Source organism: Pseudomonas sp. 37 R 15 (assembly GCF_900004865.1).
GTDB classification, from domain to species: Bacteria; Pseudomonadota; Gammaproteobacteria; order Pseudomonadales; family Pseudomonadaceae; genus Aquipseudomonas; species Aquipseudomonas fluorescens_AM.
Genome location: NZ_CVTV01000056.1, coordinates 221,770 through 242,444, shown reverse-complemented (window position 1 = coordinate 242,444; position 20,675 = coordinate 221,770). Strand labels below are relative to the sequence as shown.

Here is a 20,675-nt window from a genome sequence, read left to right as displayed (position 1 = left end):
TTCATTCATTGGGCTTTTTCCCACAGACCTGATCTGCCACACTGCCGCGAATAATTATCAACAGCCTTATTATTCGCCACGGACGGCATTCCGGGAGAGTTACATTCATGTCTGTGCACCACCACGGCGATAAAGGGTTTTCACCCAGCTTGATAGCGATGGCCATCTGTCTGACCACCTCCCACGCGGCCTTCGCCGCCGACGTCGCCACTCAGCCCGCCACCATAGAACTGGGCGCCACAGAGGTTTCCGGCCAACAGCTTGGCGAAACCACCGAAGGCAGCCAGTCGTACACCACCGGTTCGATGAGCACCGCGACCAAGCTGCCGCTGACCCTGCGCGAAACGCCGCAGGCCGTCACCGTGATTACCCGTCAGCGCATGGATGACCAGGCGATGACCAGCATCAACGATGTGGTCAATGCCACGCCGGGATTGTTCCTCAACTACTCCAACGGCCCCGGCCGGCAGGCCTACACTGCGCGCGGTTTCAACGTCGACAACCTCATGTACGACGGCATTCCCAGTGGCTATAACGGCGTCGACGTAGGGGCTCAACCGAACCTGGCAATGTTCGATCGCGTCGAGGTGGTACGCGGCGCTACCGGGCTGGTCACCGGCGCCGGCAACCCATCAGCGGCCATCAACCTGATTCGCAAGCGGCCCCTGGACGAGCAGAAAGTCACCCTGACCGGTGCCGCCGGCAGTTGGGACGACTACCGTGGCGAACTCGACGCCTCCAGCCCCCTCAATGACAGCGGCACCTGGCGCGGCCGAGTGGTCACCTCCTACCGCGACGCCAACAGTTTCATCGACAAGGCCGAGCAGGATCACGGCCTGTTCTACGCCGTGACCGAAGCCGACCTGAGCGAGGACACGAGCCTGACGCTCGGCTACTCCAACCAGAAAGACAAGACCAACTACTTCTGGGGCTCGTCGATGGTCGGCCTGGACGGCCATCACCTTGGCCTGTCGCGTTCCTACAATCCCGGCACCGACTGGGAGAACAAGGACCAGGAGATCAACACGGTTTTCGTCGAATTGCGCCAGCAACTGGCCAACGACTGGAAACTGCAGGTCAATGCCAATTACGCCGAACAAAACGCGCTGTTCTCCGGCTCCTACCAGTCGCGCTGGGTCGAAAATACCTTGGCGCGCACGGTGTACCAGGCCGCCTTCGATGAAAATCAGGCCGGGCTCGACGCCTTTGCCAGCGGCCCGTTCCAGGCGTTCGGGCGCACCCATGAGCTGGTGGTGGGCGCCAGCAAACGCATCTACGACATGACCACCCACGCTTACAGCCCGTACCGTCTGGATTGGCCGATCAATGCCGGCAAGCCGAACTTCACCCGCACCACCAACCAGCGTGACGTCACCACCCAGGACGGTGTCTACGTCACCACGCGCCTGAGCCTGGCCGACCCGCTCAAGCTGATCCTCGGCGGGCGCCTGGACTGGTACGACTATGACAACCGCGACGGCGACGGCGACTATAAGGTCACCCGCAACCTCACCCGCTACGCAGGCCTGATCTACGAGCTGGACGACCAGCACTCGGTGTATGCCAGCTACAGCGACATCTTCACGCCGCAAAAAGAAAAGAGCACCGGCGCGACGCCGCTCAAGCCCATCGTCGGCAAAAACTATGAAGTGGGCATCAAGGGCGAATACCTGGGCGGCGCACTGAATGCCAGCGTGGCGCTGTTCCGTGTCGACCAGGAAAACCGTGCCGTGCAGATCGTTGTGCCGGACTGCCCGCAGGCGGCCTGCTATCAAGCCTCGGGGGAGATCCGCAGCCAGGGCATCGACTTCGAACTGCAAGGCGCCTTGACCGACAACTGGCAGGTCGGCGGTGGCTACACCTACGCGCGCACCCACACTATCAGGGACGACGCCAACCCGCAGAAGGTCAACAAGCAGTTCGATACCGACACCCCGGAACACCTGTTCAAGGTCACCACCCGCTACAACTTCCAGGGCCCGCTGGAGAAACTCCGGGTGGGCGGCAACGTGTCCTGGCAGAGCCGTATGTACAACGACATCCAGCTGGCGGACGGCAGCACCTATCGGCTCAAGCAAGGCGGCTACGCCGTCACCGACCTGATGGCCGGGTACCGGGTCAACCAGCACCTGGATCTGCAGCTCAACGCCAACAATATCTTTGATCGGCACTACTACCAGTCCATCTCCGAGGACGTCAGCTACGGCGGCGACTCCTACGGCAGCCCGCGCAACATGATGCTGACGGCCAAGTACAGCTTCTGATCGTCATTGCAACCTCGGCTGCCCGCCCGGGCAGCCGTTCTTAAAGTCTCCCTGCGACGTGCCGATAACCGATTTGCCGGATCTTATCGCCGCACCTGCCTGGCTCTTTACCGGCTCCGCGCGTGGCACGCCGCGTGCTTGATTCCTGGCTAAATCACATGGAGTAAACGCCAATGCCCCTCCGCACACGCTTTCTGGAGCACTATCGCAAGGCCGACCGCATCATGCTGGCGTTGATCTGGCTGATGTTCCTGTTCTCCCTCGGCCTGGGGTTCTGGCATGACACCTTCACCCAGGCGGTGATCGTCGGTGGCGGCACCGGCGTGGTGCTGACCGCGCTGTATCGCGCCATTGGCGGCACCCGTGCGATGCGCTGCGCACTCGGTGCCGGCCTGATGGTGATGGCCGCCTTGCACATCAACCAGGCGCAGGGTGTCATCGAAGCGCACTTTGGTATCTTCGCGCTGCTCGCGGTATTGACGTTCTACCGTGACTGGCTGCCGATCCTGGTGGCGGCGCTGACCATCGCCGTGCATCACCTGGTGTTCCATGCCCTGCAGCATCAAGGCTGGCCGGTGTTTGTGATGGCGCATCATGGCGGCTGGACGATGATCTTCGTCCACGCCTTCTATGTAGTGATGGAAACCGTCGCCCTGCTCTACCTCGCCGTGCATAGCCACGCCGAAGCAGTCGAAAGTCAGGAAATGCTGGAAAAAATGCTCGCCGTCACCTCGCAGTTCACCGAAGACACGGCCAAGGGTGAAGACAAGGAGCACGTGTCCCTCGCCAAGCGCTTCGACCATTTCCTGCAGCAACTCACTCACCTGATCGACGGCGTCGCACGCGACTCCCATGGCCTGGGCCAACTCGGCCAGGAACTGGCCACGGCCAGCGGCACCCTGGAACAAGGCGCGCGGCATCAACTGGCGCAAATCAATGAAATGACCGGCTCGATGCAGCGCATGGAAGACGCCACGGGCCACATCACTGTGCACGTCGAACAGGCCGTGGAGCACGCCGGCCAAGCCAGCCAGCAGATTGAACGCGGTCAGCAAAGCGTTGGGCGCGCCCAGCATGAAATCACGCAACTGGCCTCGCGCATCAATGGCACGCAATCGACCGTGCAATCGCTGGCCGTGCAGGCGGAGCAAATCGGTTCGGTGCTGGAGGTGATCAGCAGCATCGCCAACCAGACCAACCTGCTTGCCCTCAATGCCGCCATCGAAGCCGCCCGCGCCGGCGAGCAAGGCCGTGGCTTTGCCGTGGTCGCCGACGAAGTGCGTAGCCTGGCCCAGCGCACCGCCCTCTCCACCCAGGAAATCAAGACCATCATCGAAGGCTTGCAGCAAGGCAGCCGCCAGGCCGTCGAAGCCATGCACGACAGCCGCCAGGGTGTGGAGCGTTGCGTGGAAGACAGCCAAGTGGCCGTCGATATGCTGCGCGCAGTGGGCGAAGACATTGCGCATATCGACCAACTCAATGGCCGCATCGTCACCACCACCCGCGAGCAAAGCTCGGCGAACCTGGAAATTGTCGAGCGCCTGCAATCGGTGCAGCACATCGCGCAAAACACCGCCGACGACGTGGAAACCCTGGCCCGCAGCAGCGAACGCCTGCCACCGATCGCCGTACGCCTGGATGCGCTGGGGCGCAGGTTTCATCCCTGATTCAAGGGTGTACGAACAGTCGTGGGTCGGCCGCAAGGTCGACCTCTTCATCGCTTGACCCACCGCCATCGCAGCCTCGCCGGGGCTCGAGCGCTCCTACAGAACATTGAAAGGTTGGGCAGGTTTGGCTTTGCACTGCAGATCATCGCCTCCCGATCGCGCACGACGAAACTCTCGCACCATCCTTCGGTCGATGCTTTCAAGAGGCCGACAGTGCCTCCGTTGCCTTGTGTGTAGTGAATGCCTGCGGAGAACGGCCATGAAAGAAGCCTTGAACGACTTGCCCGGCCCTATAAAGCGACAGGCTGACAGAATTCTGCGTGAGATCGAGCTGGCGGGGTCGATGATTCTTGCCGTCAAAGGCGGTGCCAAGGCCCAGGGCTTTGTGTTGGGAATAACCTGCTGTGAAGGGCTCACCCCGGAGCGCTGCGAGCAGCTGGCAAGCCATTTTGACAGCGTGGTGGAACAAAGGCTGCGGTCGCTGACATTGGGGCTGTAGCGTCAGCCCCATGAATGCTGTCTGTGCACCGATGGGATCAGCGGCCTCACGCTAGCGGCCGGGCTTTAAAAGCGACGAACAACCTCCTACACTGCCGGGCATTGCCCCTTCATCTGTGCAGCCTCGCTTTTCTGCCCGCCTCCCATCAGGATTACAGACATGCGCCTGCCCGACTTCATTCTGGAAAACCTCGAGCCGATTCTGCAGGCCTGGGAAGATTTTGCCAGAACCCTCGACACCCCGGGCGAGGCACTCGACAGCGTCGCGCTGCGCGATCATGCCGAGCAGATGTTGCTGGCCATCGTCAGCGACCTGCGCACCAAGCAGACCCGCCAGGAGCAAATCGACAAGGCCCAGGGCCTGGCCCCGGCGGATGATCAGGAAACCGCGGCGGAAACCCATGCAATGACGCGGCTGATGGCCGGGTTCACGATCGATCAGATGGTCTCGGAATACCGCGCGCTGCGCACCAGTGTGGTCAGCCAGTGGATGCGCCAGGTCAAGGACGGCACACCGATCAACGTCGACGACATGACCCGATTCCACGAGGCCATTGACCAGGCCCTGGCCGAATCGATTGCCAGCTATTCACGAGCGGTCGAGGCCTCGCGCAATATGTTCCTGGGCATCCTCGGCCACGATCTGCGCACCCCACTCGGCGCAATCCTGCTGGGTGCCGACGTGCTGCGACGCTCGCAGGACGCCGGTGCCCGGGCGACCAAGATCGCCAATCAGGTCTACACCAGCGTGCGCCGAGCGAGCCAGATTGTCGGCGACCTGCTTGACCTGACACGCTGCCAGATGGGGCCGGGCATCCCGGTCAAAACCGCCGATATAAACCTCTCGCCGCTGTGTCAGCGGGTGATCGAGGAAATTCGCGCGTTTCATCCCGAAGCCATCGTGACGTTCGACGCGAACACAAGCGTGTCAGGCAAGTTTGACGGCGGGCGGATGGAGCAGGTGTTTTCAAACATCATCAGTAACGCGGTGCAGCATGGCGACACCACACGGCCTATCCAGGTCGAGCTGGGTATACAAGAGGATTCCGCGGTATTCACCGTGCACAACAGCGGTGAAGCGATACCCGAGGATGCGCTCCCGTTCATATTCAACCCCATGGGCCGTTTTTCCCAGCGTACCGCAATCGACCACGGCCCCACGGAGGGCCTGGGCCTGGGGCTGTTCATCGCCTCGGAAATCGTCGCCTCCCATGGTGGGTCGATTGAGGTCAGCTCCGACACGGAACAGGGCACGGTGTTTCGGGTGAGGATTGCGCTCAATCGATAACTGCAGCCGGCCATGCCTCTTGCGCCTGTGACGACGAGCGACTCCCTGCAAGCATAGCTATGCGCCGATATGCACCCACCGCAACCACGATGCGAAGCGAGTCGCTCTTGATCTTGATCTCGATCTTGATCTGGCTTTTGATCTAAGGCGCCCCGTTAAACCACGCTGGCCGAACGCAGGCTTGAATCCGTGGGTAACCCGGCAGGACGCCGGGTTAGCCGCCCCGCGCCATGGATGGCGCGTGGCGGCGGCCCACGGATTCAAGCCTGCGTTCGGGCACACCGAGCCTAGGCGAGGTGCCGAGTGGTGGGGCAAGAGCCTTTTTGGTTACTTTTGGGGCTCTTTTCCAAAAGTGACCCGCTGTAAAAGCGGAACCCATAGTAGCCGTGACCGCAGAAACGGATATGTACCCGGTCTGATCCAACATCCAGGTCGGCCCAGAGGCCGCCATCGGGGGCAAGCCCCCTCCCACATTTAGATCGGGATCGACACAAAATACTGGTCGGGCCAGAGGCCGCCATCGGGGGCAAGCCCCCTCCCACATTTGGACCGGGATCGACACAAAATCCTGGTCGGGCCCTGAGGCCGCCATCGGGGGCAGGCCCCTCCCACATTTAGATCGGGATCGACACAAAATCCTCGTCGGCGCTGAGGCCGCCATCGGGGGCAAGCCCCCTCCCATATTTAGATCGGGATCGACACAAAATCCTGGTCGGCCCTGAGGCCACCATCGGGGGCAAGCCCCCTCCCACATTTAGATCGGGATCGACACAAAATCCTGGTCGGCCCTGAGGCCACCATCGGGGGCAAGCCCCCTCCCACATTTGGATGGTGAAGGACGCCGGGCCGCAACGGGGACCACGCTCCCTCGCCACAACTTCAGCGTCCCCCCAAAGCCGTATCAATACCTATGCCCTAGAAGCTGTAACGCGCAGTCAATTTCACATTACGCGGGTCGCCGTAGATGTCATATGGGCTGTAAGCGCCATTGGCCACACTGCTGTAGTAGACCCGGTCGAACAGATTGTTCAGGTTGACTTGCAGATCCAATTGCTCGCTGGCCTTGTAGCCCGCCACCAGGCCGACCACCGTGTAAGCGCCCTGCTGGTTTTTCCAGGCGGTGGCACCTGCCCCTCCCGAGGTGCGGATGCGACTCTGCTGGTAGACATCGCCGCCAACGCGCCAGCGCTGCAGCTCACCGGGCAGGCTGTAAATGGTCGACAGTTTGAACAGTTGACGCGGTTTCTTGCGGTCGAAGTCTTCACCTTCTCGGGCGGCGTTGGCGTCGCTCACGTAGTGGGTCTGGGTGTACGTGTAGCCAGCCGCCAATTGCCAGTTATCGGTCAGGGCCCCCTGGATTTCCAGATCGACGCCGCGGCTGCGCACCAGCCCGGCCGCCTCATAGCAGGCACTGGCCGGGCCTGAGCCGCAGCCTTTGACGTCCGGCAGCTCTTGGGCGCGATTCTTCTGGTCGATCTGGAAAACCGCCATGCTCGCGTTCAAGGCGCCATCAACGTATTCGCCCTTGATCCCTACTTCGTAGTTCTCGCCCACGATGGGGATAATCACGCGCCTGTCGACACCTTTGCCGCTCTGCGGCTTGAAGATGTCGGTGTAGCTGACATACACCGAGTGATTGGCGTCCAGGTCGTAGACCAGCCCGGCATAACGGGTCAGATTACGGGTGACTTTGTAGTCGCTTTCACGGTTTGCACTGTCTTCGAATTCGTACCAGTCGACACGACCGCCGAGAATCAGCGAAAGGGGTTCGGTCAGGCGCAGCCGGGTACTGGCATAGACACTATCTTGCGTGGTGGTCTCGGGAAGGCCGTTGCCGCCTCTGACGTAATCGGGCTTGGCATGCCCGTGTGGATTCCACGTGAAGGGATTGATGCCGGCATCGACGTAGGCACTCCAGGCCTTGCCGGAACGATAATCCAGCTGGCGCTTGCTGACCCCCAGCGTCAGGTCATGCTGCCGGCCGAACAATTGGAAAGGGCCGCTGAGCGCCAGGTCGTAGCCGGTTTCCTTCTGCTCCATGGCTTCGGTCCAGAGGTAATGGCGATCGTATTCCCATACCGAAGAGGCCAGCACATCGGCGTCGGTTTTCGACTGCATGGCGGCCGCACGCAGTGTCCAGTCGTTGGGCAAGCCTTGCTCCAGGGTGGCGAAATACCCGGTGGTGCGATTGTCGGAGTATTCCCAGTCGTGCCCCAGGAAGGTGTCGCGTGGCAGCCCCAGATGGCCGCCACCGCGGGCCATGGGCAACCCGCCCCAGATGTAGTTGGTATGGGTTTTCTGTCTGTAGCCGCCGAGCGTGAGGGTGGTGCTTTCACTGAGGTCGGCGTCGACTACACCGTAGAACAGGTCGTTATCACTCTCGACCGAGTCACGGAAACTTTTGGCGTCTTGCCGTGAGACCACCGTACGCGCACGCAGGGTGCCGCTGTCATTGAGCGGGCCGCCGACATCCAGCGTACCGCTGTAATCATCCCAGCTGCCGGCGCTGCCGGTAAGCGTGGCCTGGAATTGATGGGTCGGGCGCTTGCGCACCAGGTTGATGGCGCCCGCCGGGCTGCCGGCGCCCTGGGCCAACCCGGTAGCGCCACGCACGATCTCCACCCGGTCGTACATGGCCAGGTTGGCCTCGCCGCTGGGCAGATAGGTCAGGAAGCTGGTGGGGAAACCGTCATACATGATGTTGTCGACGTCGAAGCCACGTGCGCTGAACGTGGGTCGCCCGACGCCACCGGCGTTATTCAAGAAAAGCCCCGGCGCACTTTTGACCACGTCACTGATGCTGGTCATGGCCTTGTCGTCCATGCGCTTGCGCGTCACCACGCTGACCGACTGCGGCGTTTCGCGCAGGCTCAGGGGCAACTTGGTGGCCGTCTGCATCGCGCCGGTGGTGTAGGAACCGCTGTGTTCGGTGGTTGACGTCAGCCCTTGTCCGGTAATGCTGGTTGCGCCCAGCTCCAGGGTCGCACCGGCGGCCTGCGGGCTCAGCAGATAAAGGCCATTGCCCTGTGCTGTGGCTTGCAGGCCTGTGCCCTGCAGCAGTTGCTGCAGGCCGACGTCCACGCTGGTGACGCCATTCAGGCCCGGGCTGCGCAGGCCCTCCACCACGGCCGGCTCGATGGGCAGGGTGATCCCCGCCTGGCTGGCGAAAGCCGCGAGTGCTCGGCTCAGGTTACCCGCCGGCACCTGGTAGGTACGACTCTGCCGGGCATCAGACTCGGCGGCGTGCGAGGATGCGGCGGGCAGGCTGCCGCCCGCAATCATCAGTCCCAGCGCGGCCGCGTGTACTGTCCGTGTCAATGGTTGCATGCCTTGCGTCGTCGCCATGTGTTCGTCCCCGCCCTATGGAAGTGATGTTGTTATGAGGGGGACACGCAGCCCAACGAAAACACGACAATCTTTTTAAGCGTTCATACGCGCGGTGACAGTCACCCAATAGGGCGTGCGGTAGTGGATGCTCACCGGCAGGGTCTGGCTGAGGGCCTGGAGAATCTGATCGGTGTCGCGCAACTGGAAAGCGCCGGAGATCAGCAGCCCGGCCACTGCCGGGTCGCAACGCAGCAGGCCGGGTCGATAGCGGTCCAGCTCATTGATGAAGTCATCAAGGCGCATCTTGTCTGCACGAAGCACGCCGCTCAGCCAGTCGAGCCGGTCCGCCTCCAGCGCTGTCGGGGCCTGCGCAAGGTGGTTGTTCACGTAGGTCTGCCGGCCGGCGGCAATTCGCAACGTTCCTGCATCCCCGCGTGACAGCCATGGGCGTACCTGGGCAGCGCCCTGCAGCGCGGCAAGGTAAGTCATGTGCGGGTACTGACGCACCAAAAAACGGCTGCCCAAAAGGGCGAGTTGCGCTTGCGCGGTCTCGACGATGAACGGCCGCATTGCGCTCTTGTGGGGCACCTCGACGAGCATCTCGCCCGCAATCAGGCGCACGCGACGAACGCTGTCCTCATAGGCGATATCGACGGCGCTGTCGGTGTTCAGGCGGATCTGTGCGCCATCCGGCAAGTCCAGGGTGCGCTGCTGTCCGGTGGCGCTGCGTTCATCCGCCTGCCACTCACGCCACGGCAGGTTCCGGTATGCCGCGAGGCCCAAGGGAGCGACCGCGATCAGCAATGCAAGGTTCTTGAGCACCTGCCGCCTCTGCGGGCTTTGCGGGCGCTCCAATGCACTGCGCCCGGCAGAGCCGACAAGGTGCCGGGCTCGATCACTGAAACGCTCGGCCAGTTGCCAGGCGCGTTCATGGTCAGCATGTTGTGCTCGCCACTCGGCTGCTGCGGCGTGTTCGTTGGCACCGGCGTCGCTGTTCTGCAAGCGCACGAACCAGCCTGCCGCTTCACGGGCAATGCGCCGGTCGATGGGCGCGTTAGTCATGCCGCGCTCTGGCTGGCCAACACAATGCACTCCTCGAAGGCCCGCACAAGATAGCGCTGCACCGAGCGCACGCTGAGATTGAGCCGGCTGGCAATCTCTTCCTGCGTATACCCTTCCAGCTGCGCCATCAGGAATGCCTGCCGGGTTTTGACTGGCAATGAGGCAAGTACCTGGTCGATCTCGTCGAGGGCTTCAAGCACCAGCGCCTGATTTTCCAGGGACGGCACCTGTTCCTGCGGCGCTTGCGCCAGCGCCGCCAGATAGGCTTTCTCAAGTGAGCGACGGCGATAGAGGTTGAGGGTCAGGCGATTGGCAACGGTGGCCAGGTAGGCGCGCGGCGATGTGAAACTCAGCGGCTCGCCAAGCCCGTTGCTGAGCAGGCGCAGGAAAGTGTCCTGCGCCAGGTCCGCCGCATCGGCCGCATTGCCCAGGCGATGGCGAAGCCAGCCCTGCAGCCAGCCGTGATGGTGGCTGTAAAGCTGGTCGATGGACGGATGAGGGTTAGCCGAAGGAATAGACTGCACGGGATAGGACAAATGTTAATGAGAATTTGTCGCATTCTATCAGGTAAGGTAAGGATTCGTACAAGTAAAAAGGCTGTGAGAAGGGGCGGAGATTCTGGCGGATGATTGGGTGTAAAGCTGGGAAGGCGACCCTACAAATGCGGGCATCGGAGGCGTATCTGTAGGATGGGCAATCTCAGCTCCATCCTGATGATTAGAACAAACAGAGGCAGTGCGGCATGGATGCCGTATGGGTGACTGCCCGGGCAAACACAGTGGGTTCTTATATTGTGGGCTATCAGTTTATTTTCAAAGGAAGCATGGCTGAGTCACTCGCATTATCGGCAACCCATACCTCACCTCCACCAGGGTGACACCGCCCCTCTCAAGCGTGCGCTCTGTTCCGGTTTGCTCAACACATCCTGCCTTGCGATAAAATCGGATAGCCCTTTCATTACCTGCCAGGACCCACAGCGTCAAACGCGCATATCCTTGCGCCATCAGATCCCGCAGGCCCGCGCGCCACAGGGCCAGCCCGACGCCTGTTTGCCAATACCGGGCCAACACATAGAGCGCCATGACCTCACCGGCATCTGCCCCAACGGCATCGTCATCGCGGCTGGCGCCGACCGATATCCAACCGACAATCTGCTGGTCCAACTCCGCAACCCAGACGTTCGACTCGCCCGATGCAATCAAGCGGCGCCAATGCGTTTCCCGTTGAGCCAGCGTTGTATTCAGCGCGCTCAAGTAATGGGCAGGCATCAGATCGCGATACGCGTCTTGCCAACTGCTGATATGCACCTGGGCGACAGCCTTGGCGTCGGCAGGTAACGCTCTGCGGATCATGGGTTTGCTCCATCTTGCCGTCGTCTGACTATGCACGCGACCCTGTGACGAAATTAAGTTTGACTAGGGGTAATACCCGCTGGATAACGCCCGCTTTCGGCGCACGGATTGCCGCACCGCCCCAACAACCCTTATTCTCGACACTCCCGCCCGACCCACTCCGGAGCCGCCATGGACCTCGCCACCCTCGCCCTCTTCCTGCCCGCCTGTTTCGCCCTCAACATGGCACCCGGCCCCAACAACCTGCTGTCGGTGAGCAACGCCACCCGTTACGGCTACCGCACCTCCTGCCTCGCCGGTATCGGCCGCTTGCTGGCCTTCGCCGGCATGATCGCCCTCGCCTCCGCCGGGCTGGCGGTGGTGCTGCAAACATCGGAGTTGTTGTTCTACGCGATCAAGCTGCTCGGCGCGGCGTATCTGTTTTACCTGGCCTACCAACTGTGGCGGGCAGACCCGCAGGCAGAAGCGGAAACGGCGACGAAAAAAGTCGGCTTATGGGCCCTGGCGCGGCAGGAGTTTCTGGTGGCGGCAGGCAACCCCAAAGCCATCCTGATCTTCACCGCTTTCCTGCCGCAGTTCGTGGTGCCCGGCCAACCCATCACCGCGCAATTCGCTTTGTTGGGCGCACTGTTCCTGGCCCTGGAATGGATCGCCATCAGCGCCTACGCCTACATGGGCCTGCACATGCGCCGCTGGTTCGCCGAGCCGAGCGGCAAGCGGCTCTTCAATCGTTGCTGCGCGGGGCTGTTATCGGCGGCGGCGGCGGTGTTGTTGACCGCGCGCCGGGCGTGAACCCCGCGCCTGCCTGCGTAAGCAGTGCAGGCCCCGACCGCGCTTTAGCTGGCCTTACTCCTTGGTCAAATCAACCAACGGCGTCTGCCGCACCTCGGTCTCGCGACCCGCCTGAATCTCGCTGACCTGCTTCAAAGCCCTGTCCACAGCCGCCTTATCCGCCAACAAGCTGTAGCTGATGCGGAACTGCTTGTGTTCCTTGGCCCCAATGGTAGGTACCAGGTTCAGCGGCCGCTGATAACGACGGTTGTAGGAAAAACTTGTCCCCGGCTCCAGCCCCGTGACATAGCCCTGCCCTTGGGTATCGGTGTTCTTCCACAGGGAAAATACCGGCAGTGTCTGCGTATTGAAACCAACCGACACGCCCAGGCTACCGGCCTTGTTATGCAGCACGGTCAAGGTATCGCCCTTGGCATCGGCATAGGGCACCACGTTGTAAACCGTTTCGTCGTAGTCCTTGGTGGGTGCGCGGTAGGTTTGCCAGTCGGCCAGTTCGCCCTTGGCCTTGTCGTTGAACGGCGACACCTGCTTCACCGGCGCGGCGAACCGCGCGCCCTGCTCCAGGAACGGGGTGCTGAAGTTACTGTGATACAGCGCCTGGTATTCCTTCGGATAGTCGCCGTTGTTGGTCAGCGTGTCGTTGAGCGCGAACACAACGCTGCCGGGTTCGGTGACCAGTTCGGTCGCCACGGAGAAGTCGACCTTCTTGAACGCCTGCTCTTTCAGCTCACCGCGCAGAGTGATGGCGTACGGCGGTTTTTCATCGATGTGCAGGGTGACTTTATTCGCAGGGATATTCGCCGCCCGACCATGCAGGGTCAGCAATTCGCCATTGTCGATGCCCGGGTGACCGACCCATTCGTAGCCGCAACGGGTGACCAGCTCGTTGAAACCTTCCAACCAGCCCAGCCCGCCGCGGCCAGTGAGCTCGATAAAGGAAGGATTGACCACTTCCTTGACCGGTGAATCCCACCCCATGCGCACCTCGCCGACCGAAGCCTGCAACACATTCATACCGCGAGTTGGCACTACCGAGAGCTTCATCGTGCCGTTATCGATGTCGACAATGCTCACGCCCTCCTGCCGACCGCCGTGCAAGGTGCGCAAGGTTACGCTGAAGGGTTTGTCGGTTTGCACGCCGAGTTGCTGGCTGGTGACCTGCCAGTTCTGGGCGGCTTTGTCGGTGTCGAGGAGCACGTAGTCCCAGGCCATGGCGTGGGAGGCGGCAGAGAGTGCGCTGAGGGCGACAACGAATTTGAGTGGTGTCATGGCGATAGCCTTTTTTGGAGTTGTGTGCGATTTATAAACTCGATGAAACGTTTCAGCAAGCTTAAAAGGCGGTATCTGGCCAAGCGCTGAAAAGGGGTTGAGGCTGTAGGTCGGCTCCCTTGGTGCCCTGAGCTATACGCGAATGAATCTGAACGTGCAGTGCAACCTGTTAAAAGCTGAGTCACCGATTCTTGCCGATGCCCAACATACTCAAAGGCTTGCGACCTGCACGATATGGCTCGCATGAGCGTCTTCTATTCGAATGAATCCGCAGCGCAGGTAAAAAGTGTTCCCCTGGGAGGTGTCGGTGTAGAGACGCACACGTTCAAAATGCACTGCGGCGTGGGCAAGCAATGCGCCAACCAGTCTGCGGCCAACCTCTTGCCCGCGTGACGCAGGCGCCACATACACACGTCGCAGCCTTCCTGTACGGTCATGGGTGAACGGATCAACCGACAGGCCTCCAATGCCCACAAGCTGCTGGTTCAGATAAGCCGCCATGAGGCATTCGCCAGGCGCATCAAAGCGATGGGTGCCTGATTGCCATTCTGAAGTCAGCCGGGTGAGAAACCTGAAGCCTTCTGCAACTGCCGCTTTTTCCAGGTCGAGGATTTGGGGCGGCAGATGCGTGATCCGTTGAATCTCCATTGAGGTCAATCTTCTCCTGACCGGGCGCGAGACCCTTCTGAGGTCTCTGGGGATCTTGATGTGGGCCGTGGGCACGCCAGTGGCAGCTATCGACCAAGGCTGTGTTAAAACGCAGACGTCAAATCACAGTTTTGTTGCTTATAAAAAGCGGCACAAATTTGAAGCCAGCCTTGACTATAAACGCCGTGACATAGGTATTGCTCTTTCCCCCAGGCCTCAAAGCGCTCCAATACTTTCCAGCCAGGCTTGGTGTAATAACTGCTCTGGCTGTGGGTGTGCAAGTACAAACGGGGTCAGGCCACCACTATATAGAGTGTGGTCCGACCCTGGCTTTCTGATTAATAGCGGTCTGACCCCTATAGTGCATGACCCCTATAGTGCACCGCAGAGCAGCGCCTGAAGGCAAAATCCGATTCCCTCGCCGCGGCTTGCTCCATTGCCTACGCGTGCGTCAGAATCCGCCGGCTTGTGCGCTGGGGTGGCCGTCTCTAAGGTGGCTCGGTCGCTGAATTGTTCAGTGATTCGGGTTTAGTAGCCTGAGCTTGGGTATCTATTAGTGCATGAGTTTCATCAGTCAGACAGTGCGTCTGTGCTTGATGGTGGCTGTGCGTAGGGCGTCTTCGGGCGCGCCGGCTTTAGATATCCACCGGTCTACTAACCTGCGTACAGCTGCCACCCACTGTTTAGTAGCGGAAAGGTGGTGGCATCACTCAGGATGTCTACTCATGTCAAAAGCTGATTCAAGTGCCCTCTTCAACGTTGCCCCCAACGCCAGCAACGAAACCCTTATCACCAACAGCTACGAAACCTTCACCAGCGTCAGCACCCTGCTGCTCGACCTGTCTGAAGACCTCAACGGCAAACACCGCGACATCGCCCTCGCCATCCACCAACTGAGCGAACTGGGCGTACTGCTTACTGCCCGGCTGCTCGACCGCGAAGTGCCGTACGCTGGATGATTTTCAAGCACCCAAAGCGAAAGCCCCTTTAATCGCCGCGTCGCTGTACGCACGTACGACGACGCGGCGATTTGCTTTTGATGGCTGGGTCGAATGACACAAAATGCGGCAGCTTTCGGCCAGAAGCAGACGATCGACGTTTTTAGTGCCATTATGATATTCCGGCGGCCCGGCAAAATTATTTTCTAGGGAAGGGGTTTTCAGTGGAGCAAAGCAGATCAGAACACATCCTTGCCTTAGCCAAAGAGCTGCTGGACGACATAGAACTAAGCAGGCTGCCTGCCGAGTCATTGCTTTTGAAAGCATCAAGACTTGCCAGATGGGTCGGATCTGACGAGATTAAATATTGGATCACCCTGGAGATGCAAGGGTATAACAGCACAAATGAAATATCGCTGAAGTACATGGGGCTTACAGGTAGATGGGCAAATAGGGAGGAAAAGAAAGGCTATTGGGGACCTCTTGCGCAGCAGGAGGCCGCACTGGCCGCTCAGAATATCAAATTAAAATCTTTGACCACTCCCGACACTAGTGGTGATTGGGCATTTCGCGTAATGGGCATGTACGAAACACAGCTAGCCAATACAACAAGCTACATAGCCACCTTGAGCGCAATTAAAAGTCGAGTTCTTTCGATACTTCATGCATTCGTTTCGGCAATATATTATGAAAAAGAATTTGATAGCTTGTCCGAATCTATTTTTGAGAAATACAAGAGCGACGTAGATAGCCTGATATCCGCTCATTGTGGTGACGTCCTAGAGCAGATACCGTCAGTTATATCAAGGCTGGCGGAAGGAGATGCTGAATCCATTAGTCAAGCTTTAACCACGGTTCGCAGAATAATTGATTCTTTTGCAGACTCAATTTACCCCGCAAGAGAAACGACGATTAACATAGGCGGAAATGAAGTTTCGCTAGGCGCGAACAGGCATCAAAATAGAATCAATGCTTTAGTTCACGAAAAAACTGAGAGCAAATCGCGAAAAACTAAGATTCGTCAAAATCTCGCAAACCTTTATGACCGGGTCTCGACAGGCGTTCATAATGATGTATCTGCGGAAGAAGCTAGATCATTATTTCTAAACTGTTATCTCTTGCTAGGTGAGATTCTGCATATAGCTGAGACTTAGCAGCGATTTCGTGCATCTATACACTGAATGCTTGGGGTCGAATGCGGTCAGACGCGGCCGATTGCTTTCGACCCTAAGCGGTCATTTGATTTTTAAATTGTAGGTTCCGAAACAGGCGCTTCATACCCGTGATCAACTGTACCGCAGGAGCAAAGATGGCCTTACCTGTTGAACCAAAAGACAAAGTCCATTGGACCACCCATTGGATCTAGGCCCTTTCCGACCATCACAGCTTCCAGCGCATTGATGATTTCCTCCGGCAACTGTCTCTTAGCGAACTCGTTAGGAGAGAAGACAGGATTCACTGGGGTTCGTGGCTTCCAATATGAACCATAATCCAGATCGGATGCTAGATGATCTGGGCGATTCCCTGCAAGTGCACTTTTTAAGAAGCTTTGTTGCTGGGTGGTGATCACGCCAGAGACGTGCGGGAACTGCACGACGGCATCATCTTTACGATAGAAGCTCTCCGCATTGAGCAGTCCGCATCCCTCATTCGAGAGTGGTGACACAGCTTCAAACATTCGCTCTGTCCAGCAGACCACAAGCACTCCGTAAGTGGGAATGGAGACCTCTTGAAAACTAGAAAACTTCTTTTCGGCACTTACTAAGAAATCCTTCAGTTTGTTGTCCAGCGGGAGAGCTGGCTCTCCGCCGGAGGATGAGGACATAATATCTTTGAGGAAAGGAAGCCTTGCCGCAAGTTGTTGCGTTGCAGCACGGTTCTTAGCCTCGTACTCATGTAACGAGGGGCATTTCACTTCCACCAATACGCGCCATTCGGGTCCCACAAGCATGAACTCGGGATTCGCTTTACCAACGTCCGTGGGCTCCCAATGCAGCGTGAATCCCTTGTCTGCTGGGAACGTCTTGATAAACCTTTTCCCGATGACTAACTCGCAAAGCGCCTGAATGATTTGGTCATACGTTGCTGGATCTGTACCGCGTAGAGATGCAATTTTCTTCACCGTGGCGCTTCCCGCCCCAGGGGAAAGATCTTCAAGAATACACATCAGCGCGACGAATTCCTGTGCGAATTCGTTATGGTTGGCGAAATGGAAGTCTAAGAAATGCCGGCCTTCGCCGCTAAGGATTGCTGCATCAACATCATTTCGCATTGCACCAAAATTCTTGTGCGTCATGTCTACTGAACCAAGGAGGTTTGGCTGGTGAGGATACCGTATTCCGATAGGACAACCCACCGAGGAAATACTTCCGACAGATCCGAGTGGCTGTTTCGAGGCATAAGCCGGAACAGGTCGAGAGTCCGCTTTTGGCCGGTTTCTGCCGTTCGTGAAGGTCAACAATCGGCAAACCTGTTACCCAGAGTTAACCCCCCGGTATCTGGTACACAACCGAATCATATTTCTCCGTCATCCGCCTCTCAATGACAACTCCCCCCAAAGCTTCGGCAATACGTCGACTCGCACGATTCTGCGTCGCCACAGGGTAAATAAAGCACTTTGCCGCCACCCGCTTGCTAGCCCACTGAACAACCGCCCGCACCGCTTCACCACCAAAGCCCAGCCCGTGTTTATCTTCACGGATCCAGATACCCAACTCCGGTGTTTCACTGCCGGTATGGTGCAGCCCGACCAAGCCGGTAAAACGGGCACTCACCAGTTCCCTGACCGTGAACACGATGTCGCTGCCATCCGCTATCGCAGGCAGCCACTGCTCCCAGACTTGCGCGTACTCTTCTAGCGAGGCAGGCGGTTCCCAGGACATGTAGCGAGTCAGAGACGGTGTGAGACAAGGGAAAGACTCAGCAACGTCCTGCTCGCAGAAGGGCTCAATACTAAGGCGTTGCGAGAGAATGCGGATTGGGTGGGTGTCGACTGGCATTGCAATTTCCTTCCTGGCGGCCGTTACTCCATTTATGCCGTGAACATACCATGCGGGTCGCTTCATCAGAATCAGGCTCTCTATACTGAGCCCCCAGGATGGTAGTTGGAGCACACCAAATGCCCGTCACACCCAATCAAAATTCCCCCATCATTTTGGTCCCCGCTCAACAAAGCGACTTGGATAATCTGGTAGCCATTCGAATTGAGCGCTCTCAAAGAAAGCGCTTCCAATCGCTTTTATACCCGCCATGGCTTCCAGTTCATCGAAAGCAGTGAATTCGACAATTATTATGTTCGTCAGCATGTTCCGGCGATTGGCCCAGCCTGCCAGCTGGATATGATGCACCTCGGCGTACGCAAAGCTGTGCCTTTTCAACAGGCTCGTTTTCAGTTTGGCCAGCCGGGTTCAAACGCTGCAACGCGACCAGGCACTGGCCACCGTTCAACAGAATCAATTCATAGTCCTGACCCGCCTTTGGGGTGAAGCGGAAGGTTTGCTGGCAGGGTTAGCGGCAGTGGTAAGGACTCTCGCTGCGCAGTTCCTCGCCGGTTTTGGCGTCGCGAATGATCACCGTCGCCCCTGGCGCGTTAAGGCAGAAGGCGTTGCGTATGGGGTAAATGTTATGGCCCTGGGCAACGAAGGTCCCGAGCTTTGTTATCTGAGCGCCGGATGCGTCGTGAGCCGTCACGGTGTACTCACCCGACATGGTCACGCAGCCGCTCAGCGCCAGAAGCAAGGTGACGCAGATTGCGTACTTCACAGGTGATGTCCTTAAAGCGTTCAATGCGATTGCTCCAGAAGTGGGCGAGACGGTCCAACACCAGATCTGCCCTCGCCGCCCGAGCGACGGCGGCCTGCTCTTCATTGCCGACGGTGGCCGCTACCCAAGCGCCCGCCCACTTTGCCAGGAGGATGGCGGCAGTGCCATCTTTCTACCGAAACGAGCAGAGCATAGTGGTGCCGGCAGGCAATGGCGAAAATGAATAACTCAACCTATGTACTGTGACTAGGGTGATAGCCGGCAGCGGCAACCAGGACCACTGCGCAAGCTATTGAAATTGAAGGGTTGCAGGCTGGATATGTGTTAGTTCCTGCAGGTAGTGAATTCGCTGTTCATCCGATGTGTCAAAAAGGCAACCCTTGGCTTAAAGAATTCTGGTCACCTGCCGTTATAGAGGTTGAGTCTTGCTGTCTTTTCTATACAAGACGACGCGCAAGGACAAGAGTCATAGTGATTATCAAATTAAAGGGATATTTATGAGATTCGCTAAACTGTTCGGGGCAGCAACTCTATTCGCCTCTATGATTGCATCTGCCCAGGCAGGCATAATCGTCACCGTCAAGGTAAAAAACTCTACGACCGGTCCGGCTGCCTACACCTTCGAGTACTTTTCAGGGAGTGTAGCCCCCTCCCCAAGTACGATTCTGCCGTCTGCAACGACCACATTTGCCCTGACCAGTGTAGCGGATACGGTTTCAGGAATGCGCTTCGTCTATACGTCAGGTAATAAGAAATGTCGTTTTGCAGCAAGCCACCAAGTCAATCCAACGACTAAAGCTCCTAGCTGGACTAAAATGGGCACCAGCACTGGTTCTGATATGGCTACTTGCAATGCCACTATCACAGCCATTCAATCGACGCCTCCCTATAACTACACTGTCGAATTTGAAATCAAATAATCCGACATTTGTATAGGCACCTTAGCTAAAGGTAGCTCTCGATCTATCTCCAGCGCATGGAGTATCACCATGGATATTTCGATTAAATCGTATCAAGCAAGCACACAGGCAAAAGTGTCTACACAAGAGAAGCCGCCTTCGTCCAACCCTGTAAATTTACCTTCAGGGGATGTCGCCCTCAAGACGACGGAGACCGTCACAATCTCCGATTCTGCACGGGCACTGTACGCATTAAGTAACGCTGATGACAAACAAGCCTCTATGCCCAATAAGGATTTAAAAGGACAATATGCAAAAGGTCAGAGCGATATGTACAATTTCGGGCAGCGGATTGCTGGCGGGAATCTTGATAATGAGGACCTGCTTCCCAAAACAGACGACCCTGCCCGTTTGGCGTTAGGTCAGCAGTCACTGGATTACGCAATTGGGCTTTCTAAACTCCCCCCGGAAAAACTTCCAAACCCATTTGAAGGTATGGCTCGAAACGGGCTAAGCAATATTGTTTATGATGATTCAGGAACCTATACGGATGCCGAACGATATGCCGCCTATGGGGAGCTTAGTAAGCAGGATGAAACCTATTTTTCCAAGTTGTACGCCACTATCACGAACGGCGGTGACAACAGCGAAATCTTCAAAGGCATCATGGACTATTTCGATGATCTTCCAGCGGTCGAGAAAGCGGCATATCCTGATGGCTTTAGGGACAGTATAAAAAGTCTTTATCAAGAGCAGTTAGAACACTCGGGGCCGCTCGCCCTTCTCAGGCAATCGACTGAAAACGACGCTGATACATTGTCACCAAGCGTCTTCAACAAGGCACAATCACCGGAGAAGATGTTACAAGCCGTCTTAGAAAAAGCGATTGCTCTTTCGACGGCCTGACCA

18 protein-coding genes and 1 pseudogene are annotated in these 20,675 nt (G+C 58.2%); 10 read left to right on the top strand and 9 right to left on the bottom strand.

The window, feature by feature from the left end:
• The first annotated feature begins 107 nt into the window (after positions 1-107).
• The 4 genes from BFQ04_RS22045 to BFQ04_RS22030 all read left to right on the top strand — a co-directional run bounded on the left by BFQ04_RS22045 (position 108) and on the right by BFQ04_RS22030 (position 5,717).
• Complete coding sequence (locus BFQ04_RS22045) at positions 108-2,264, top strand: TonB-dependent siderophore receptor (protein WP_065952605.1); 2,157 nt, start codon at positions 108-110, stop codon at positions 2,262-2,264.
• Between the two features lie 173 nt (positions 2,265-2,437).
• A complete protein-coding gene (locus BFQ04_RS22040) occupies positions 2,438-3,931 on the top strand; it encodes a methyl-accepting chemotaxis protein (protein WP_065952604.1) in 1,494 nt (497 codons plus the stop codon).
• Positions 3,932-4,190: 259 nt separating this feature from the next.
• The gene (locus BFQ04_RS22035; protein WP_065952603.1) at positions 4,191-4,430 is read left to right on the top strand and encodes a hypothetical protein; all 240 of its coding nucleotides are present in this window, start codon (positions 4,191-4,193) and stop codon (positions 4,428-4,430) included.
• A gap of 159 nt (positions 4,431-4,589) precedes the next feature.
• Positions 4,590-5,717, top strand: a complete 1,128-nt coding sequence (locus tag BFQ04_RS22030; RefSeq protein WP_065952602.1) for a sensor histidine kinase — start codon at positions 4,590-4,592, stop codon at positions 5,715-5,717.
• A 915-nt stretch (positions 5,718-6,632) separates the two neighbouring features.
• Here BFQ04_RS22030 and BFQ04_RS22025 read toward each other — a convergent pair.
• From BFQ04_RS22025 to BFQ04_RS22010, 4 genes are all read right to left on the bottom strand, one after another.
• Complete coding sequence (locus BFQ04_RS22025; RefSeq protein ID WP_065952601.1) at positions 6,633-9,062, bottom strand: TonB-dependent siderophore receptor; 2,430 nt, start codon at positions 9,060-9,062, stop codon at positions 6,633-6,635.
• A gap of 75 nt (positions 9,063-9,137) precedes the next feature.
• Positions 9,138-10,106 carry a FecR domain-containing protein gene (locus BFQ04_RS22020; RefSeq protein WP_065952600.1) on the bottom strand — a complete coding sequence of 323 codons (969 nt, stop codon included), beginning with the start codon at positions 10,104-10,106 and terminating at the stop codon, positions 9,138-9,140.
• On the bottom strand, positions 10,103-10,630 hold the full coding sequence (locus BFQ04_RS22015) for a sigma-70 family RNA polymerase sigma factor (protein WP_065952599.1): 528 nt from the start codon (positions 10,628-10,630) through the stop codon (positions 10,103-10,105). The genes BFQ04_RS22020 and BFQ04_RS22015 overlap by 4 nt, the downstream gene beginning before the upstream one ends.
• A 288-nt stretch (positions 10,631-10,918) precedes the next feature.
• Positions 10,919-11,458, bottom strand: a complete 540-nt coding sequence (locus BFQ04_RS22010) for a GNAT family N-acetyltransferase (RefSeq protein WP_065952598.1) — start codon at positions 11,456-11,458, stop codon at positions 10,919-10,921.
• 171 nt (positions 11,459-11,629) lie between these two features.
• Here BFQ04_RS22010 and BFQ04_RS22005 point away from each other — a divergent pair, with 171 nt between their 5' ends.
• Positions 11,630-12,250, top strand: coding sequence for a LysE family translocator (locus tag BFQ04_RS22005; RefSeq protein ID WP_065952597.1), 621 nt, complete (start codon positions 11,630-11,632; stop codon positions 12,248-12,250).
• A 54-nt stretch (positions 12,251-12,304) separates the two neighbouring features.
• On the opposite strand, the gene BFQ04_RS22000 is transcribed toward BFQ04_RS22005, so the two are convergent.
• On the bottom strand, positions 12,305-13,519 hold the full coding sequence (locus tag BFQ04_RS22000) for an aldose 1-epimerase family protein (RefSeq protein ID WP_065952596.1): 1,215 nt from the start codon (positions 13,517-13,519) through the stop codon (positions 12,305-12,307).
• A gap of 210 nt (positions 13,520-13,729) precedes the next feature.
• On the bottom strand, positions 13,730-14,167 hold the full coding sequence (locus tag BFQ04_RS21995) for a GNAT family N-acetyltransferase (protein ID WP_065952595.1): 438 nt from the start codon (positions 14,165-14,167) through the stop codon (positions 13,730-13,732).
• A 725-nt stretch (positions 14,168-14,892) separates the two neighbouring features.
• Here BFQ04_RS21995 and BFQ04_RS21990 point away from each other — a divergent pair.
• Both BFQ04_RS21990 and BFQ04_RS21985 read left to right on the top strand, forming a co-directional pair.
• The gene (locus tag BFQ04_RS21990) at positions 14,893-15,126 is read left to right on the top strand and encodes a DUF6124 family protein (RefSeq protein ID WP_065952594.1); all 234 of its coding nucleotides are present in this window, start codon (positions 14,893-14,895) and stop codon (positions 15,124-15,126) included.
• 203 nt (positions 15,127-15,329) lie between these two features.
• Positions 15,330-16,259: an AbiTii domain-containing protein gene (locus BFQ04_RS21985; protein ID WP_065952593.1), complete on the top strand. Its 930-nt coding sequence runs from the start codon at positions 15,330-15,332 to the stop codon at positions 16,257-16,259.
• Between the two features lie 161 nt (positions 16,260-16,420).
• On the opposite strand, the gene BFQ04_RS21980 is transcribed toward BFQ04_RS21985, so the two are convergent.
• Complete coding sequence (locus tag BFQ04_RS21980) at positions 16,421-17,401, bottom strand: hypothetical protein (RefSeq protein WP_139111957.1); 981 nt, start codon at positions 17,399-17,401, stop codon at positions 16,421-16,423.
• 187 nt (positions 17,402-17,588) lie between these two features.
• Positions 17,589-18,104: a GNAT family N-acetyltransferase gene (locus BFQ04_RS21975; RefSeq protein WP_065952591.1), complete on the bottom strand. Its 516-nt coding sequence runs from the start codon at positions 18,102-18,104 to the stop codon at positions 17,589-17,591.
• 195 nt (positions 18,105-18,299) lie between these two features.
• Here BFQ04_RS21975 and BFQ04_RS30510 point away from each other — a divergent pair.
• Positions 18,300-18,434 (top strand): annotated as a pseudogene (locus BFQ04_RS30510) (GNAT family N-acetyltransferase); the annotation flags it as partial.
• Between the two features lie 178 nt (positions 18,435-18,612).
• Here the strand turns inward: BFQ04_RS30510 and BFQ04_RS21965 are convergent.
• A complete protein-coding gene (locus BFQ04_RS21965; protein ID WP_065952589.1) occupies positions 18,613-18,867 on the bottom strand; it encodes a hypothetical protein in 255 nt (84 codons plus the stop codon).
• A 425-nt stretch (positions 18,868-19,292) separates the two neighbouring features.
• Between BFQ04_RS21965 and BFQ04_RS28845 the strand changes: the two genes are divergently transcribed.
• Together BFQ04_RS28845 and BFQ04_RS21960 are read left to right on the top strand one after the other, a co-directional pair.
• Positions 19,293-19,787: a hypothetical protein gene (locus BFQ04_RS28845; RefSeq protein WP_232790589.1), complete on the top strand. Its 495-nt coding sequence runs from the start codon at positions 19,293-19,295 to the stop codon at positions 19,785-19,787.
• Positions 19,788-19,856: 69 nt separating this feature from the next.
• A complete protein-coding gene (locus BFQ04_RS21960) occupies positions 19,857-20,672 on the top strand; it encodes a hypothetical protein (RefSeq protein ID WP_065952588.1) in 816 nt (271 codons plus the stop codon).
• Positions 20,673-20,675 lie beyond the last annotated feature (3 nt).

What these genes read in the sequence shown, in the direction of transcription:
- BFQ04_RS22005 (WP_065952597.1), top strand. Translation starts at nt 11,630, where the DNA reads ATGGACCTCGCCACCCTCGCCCTCTTCCTGCCCGCCTGTTTCGCCCTC.
- BFQ04_RS21960 (WP_065952588.1), top strand. Translation starts at nt 19,857, where the DNA reads ATGGATATTTCGATTAAATCGTATCAAGCAAGCACACAGGCAAAAGTG.
- BFQ04_RS22025 (WP_065952601.1), bottom strand. Translation starts at nt 9,062, where the DNA reads ATGGCGACGACGCAAGGCATGCAACCATTGACACGGACAGTACACGCG.
- BFQ04_RS21975 (WP_065952591.1), bottom strand. Translation starts at nt 18,104, where the DNA reads ATGCCAGTCGACACCCACCCAATCCGCATTCTCTCGCAACGCCTTAGT.
- BFQ04_RS22000 (WP_065952596.1), bottom strand. Translation starts at nt 13,519, where the DNA reads ATGACACCACTCAAATTCGTTGTCGCCCTCAGCGCACTCTCTGCCGCC.
- BFQ04_RS22040 (WP_065952604.1), top strand. Translation starts at nt 2,438, where the DNA reads ATGCCCCTCCGCACACGCTTTCTGGAGCACTATCGCAAGGCCGACCGC.
- BFQ04_RS22035 (WP_065952603.1), top strand. Translation starts at nt 4,191, where the DNA reads ATGAAAGAAGCCTTGAACGACTTGCCCGGCCCTATAAAGCGACAGGCT.
- BFQ04_RS22010 (WP_065952598.1), bottom strand. Translation starts at nt 11,458, where the DNA reads ATGATCCGCAGAGCGTTACCTGCCGACGCCAAGGCTGTCGCCCAGGTG.
- BFQ04_RS22030 (WP_065952602.1), top strand. Translation starts at nt 4,590, where the DNA reads ATGCGCCTGCCCGACTTCATTCTGGAAAACCTCGAGCCGATTCTGCAG.
- BFQ04_RS22045 (WP_065952605.1), top strand. Translation starts at nt 108, where the DNA reads ATGTCTGTGCACCACCACGGCGATAAAGGGTTTTCACCCAGCTTGATA.
- BFQ04_RS21980 (WP_139111957.1), bottom strand. Translation starts at nt 17,401, where the DNA reads ATGACGCACAAGAATTTTGGTGCAATGCGAAATGATGTTGATGCAGCA.
- BFQ04_RS22020 (WP_065952600.1), bottom strand. Translation starts at nt 10,106, where the DNA reads ATGACTAACGCGCCCATCGACCGGCGCATTGCCCGTGAAGCGGCAGGC.
- BFQ04_RS21990 (WP_065952594.1), top strand. Translation starts at nt 14,893, where the DNA reads ATGTCAAAAGCTGATTCAAGTGCCCTCTTCAACGTTGCCCCCAACGCC.
- BFQ04_RS21995 (WP_065952595.1), bottom strand. Translation starts at nt 14,167, where the DNA reads ATGGAGATTCAACGGATCACGCATCTGCCGCCCCAAATCCTCGACCTG.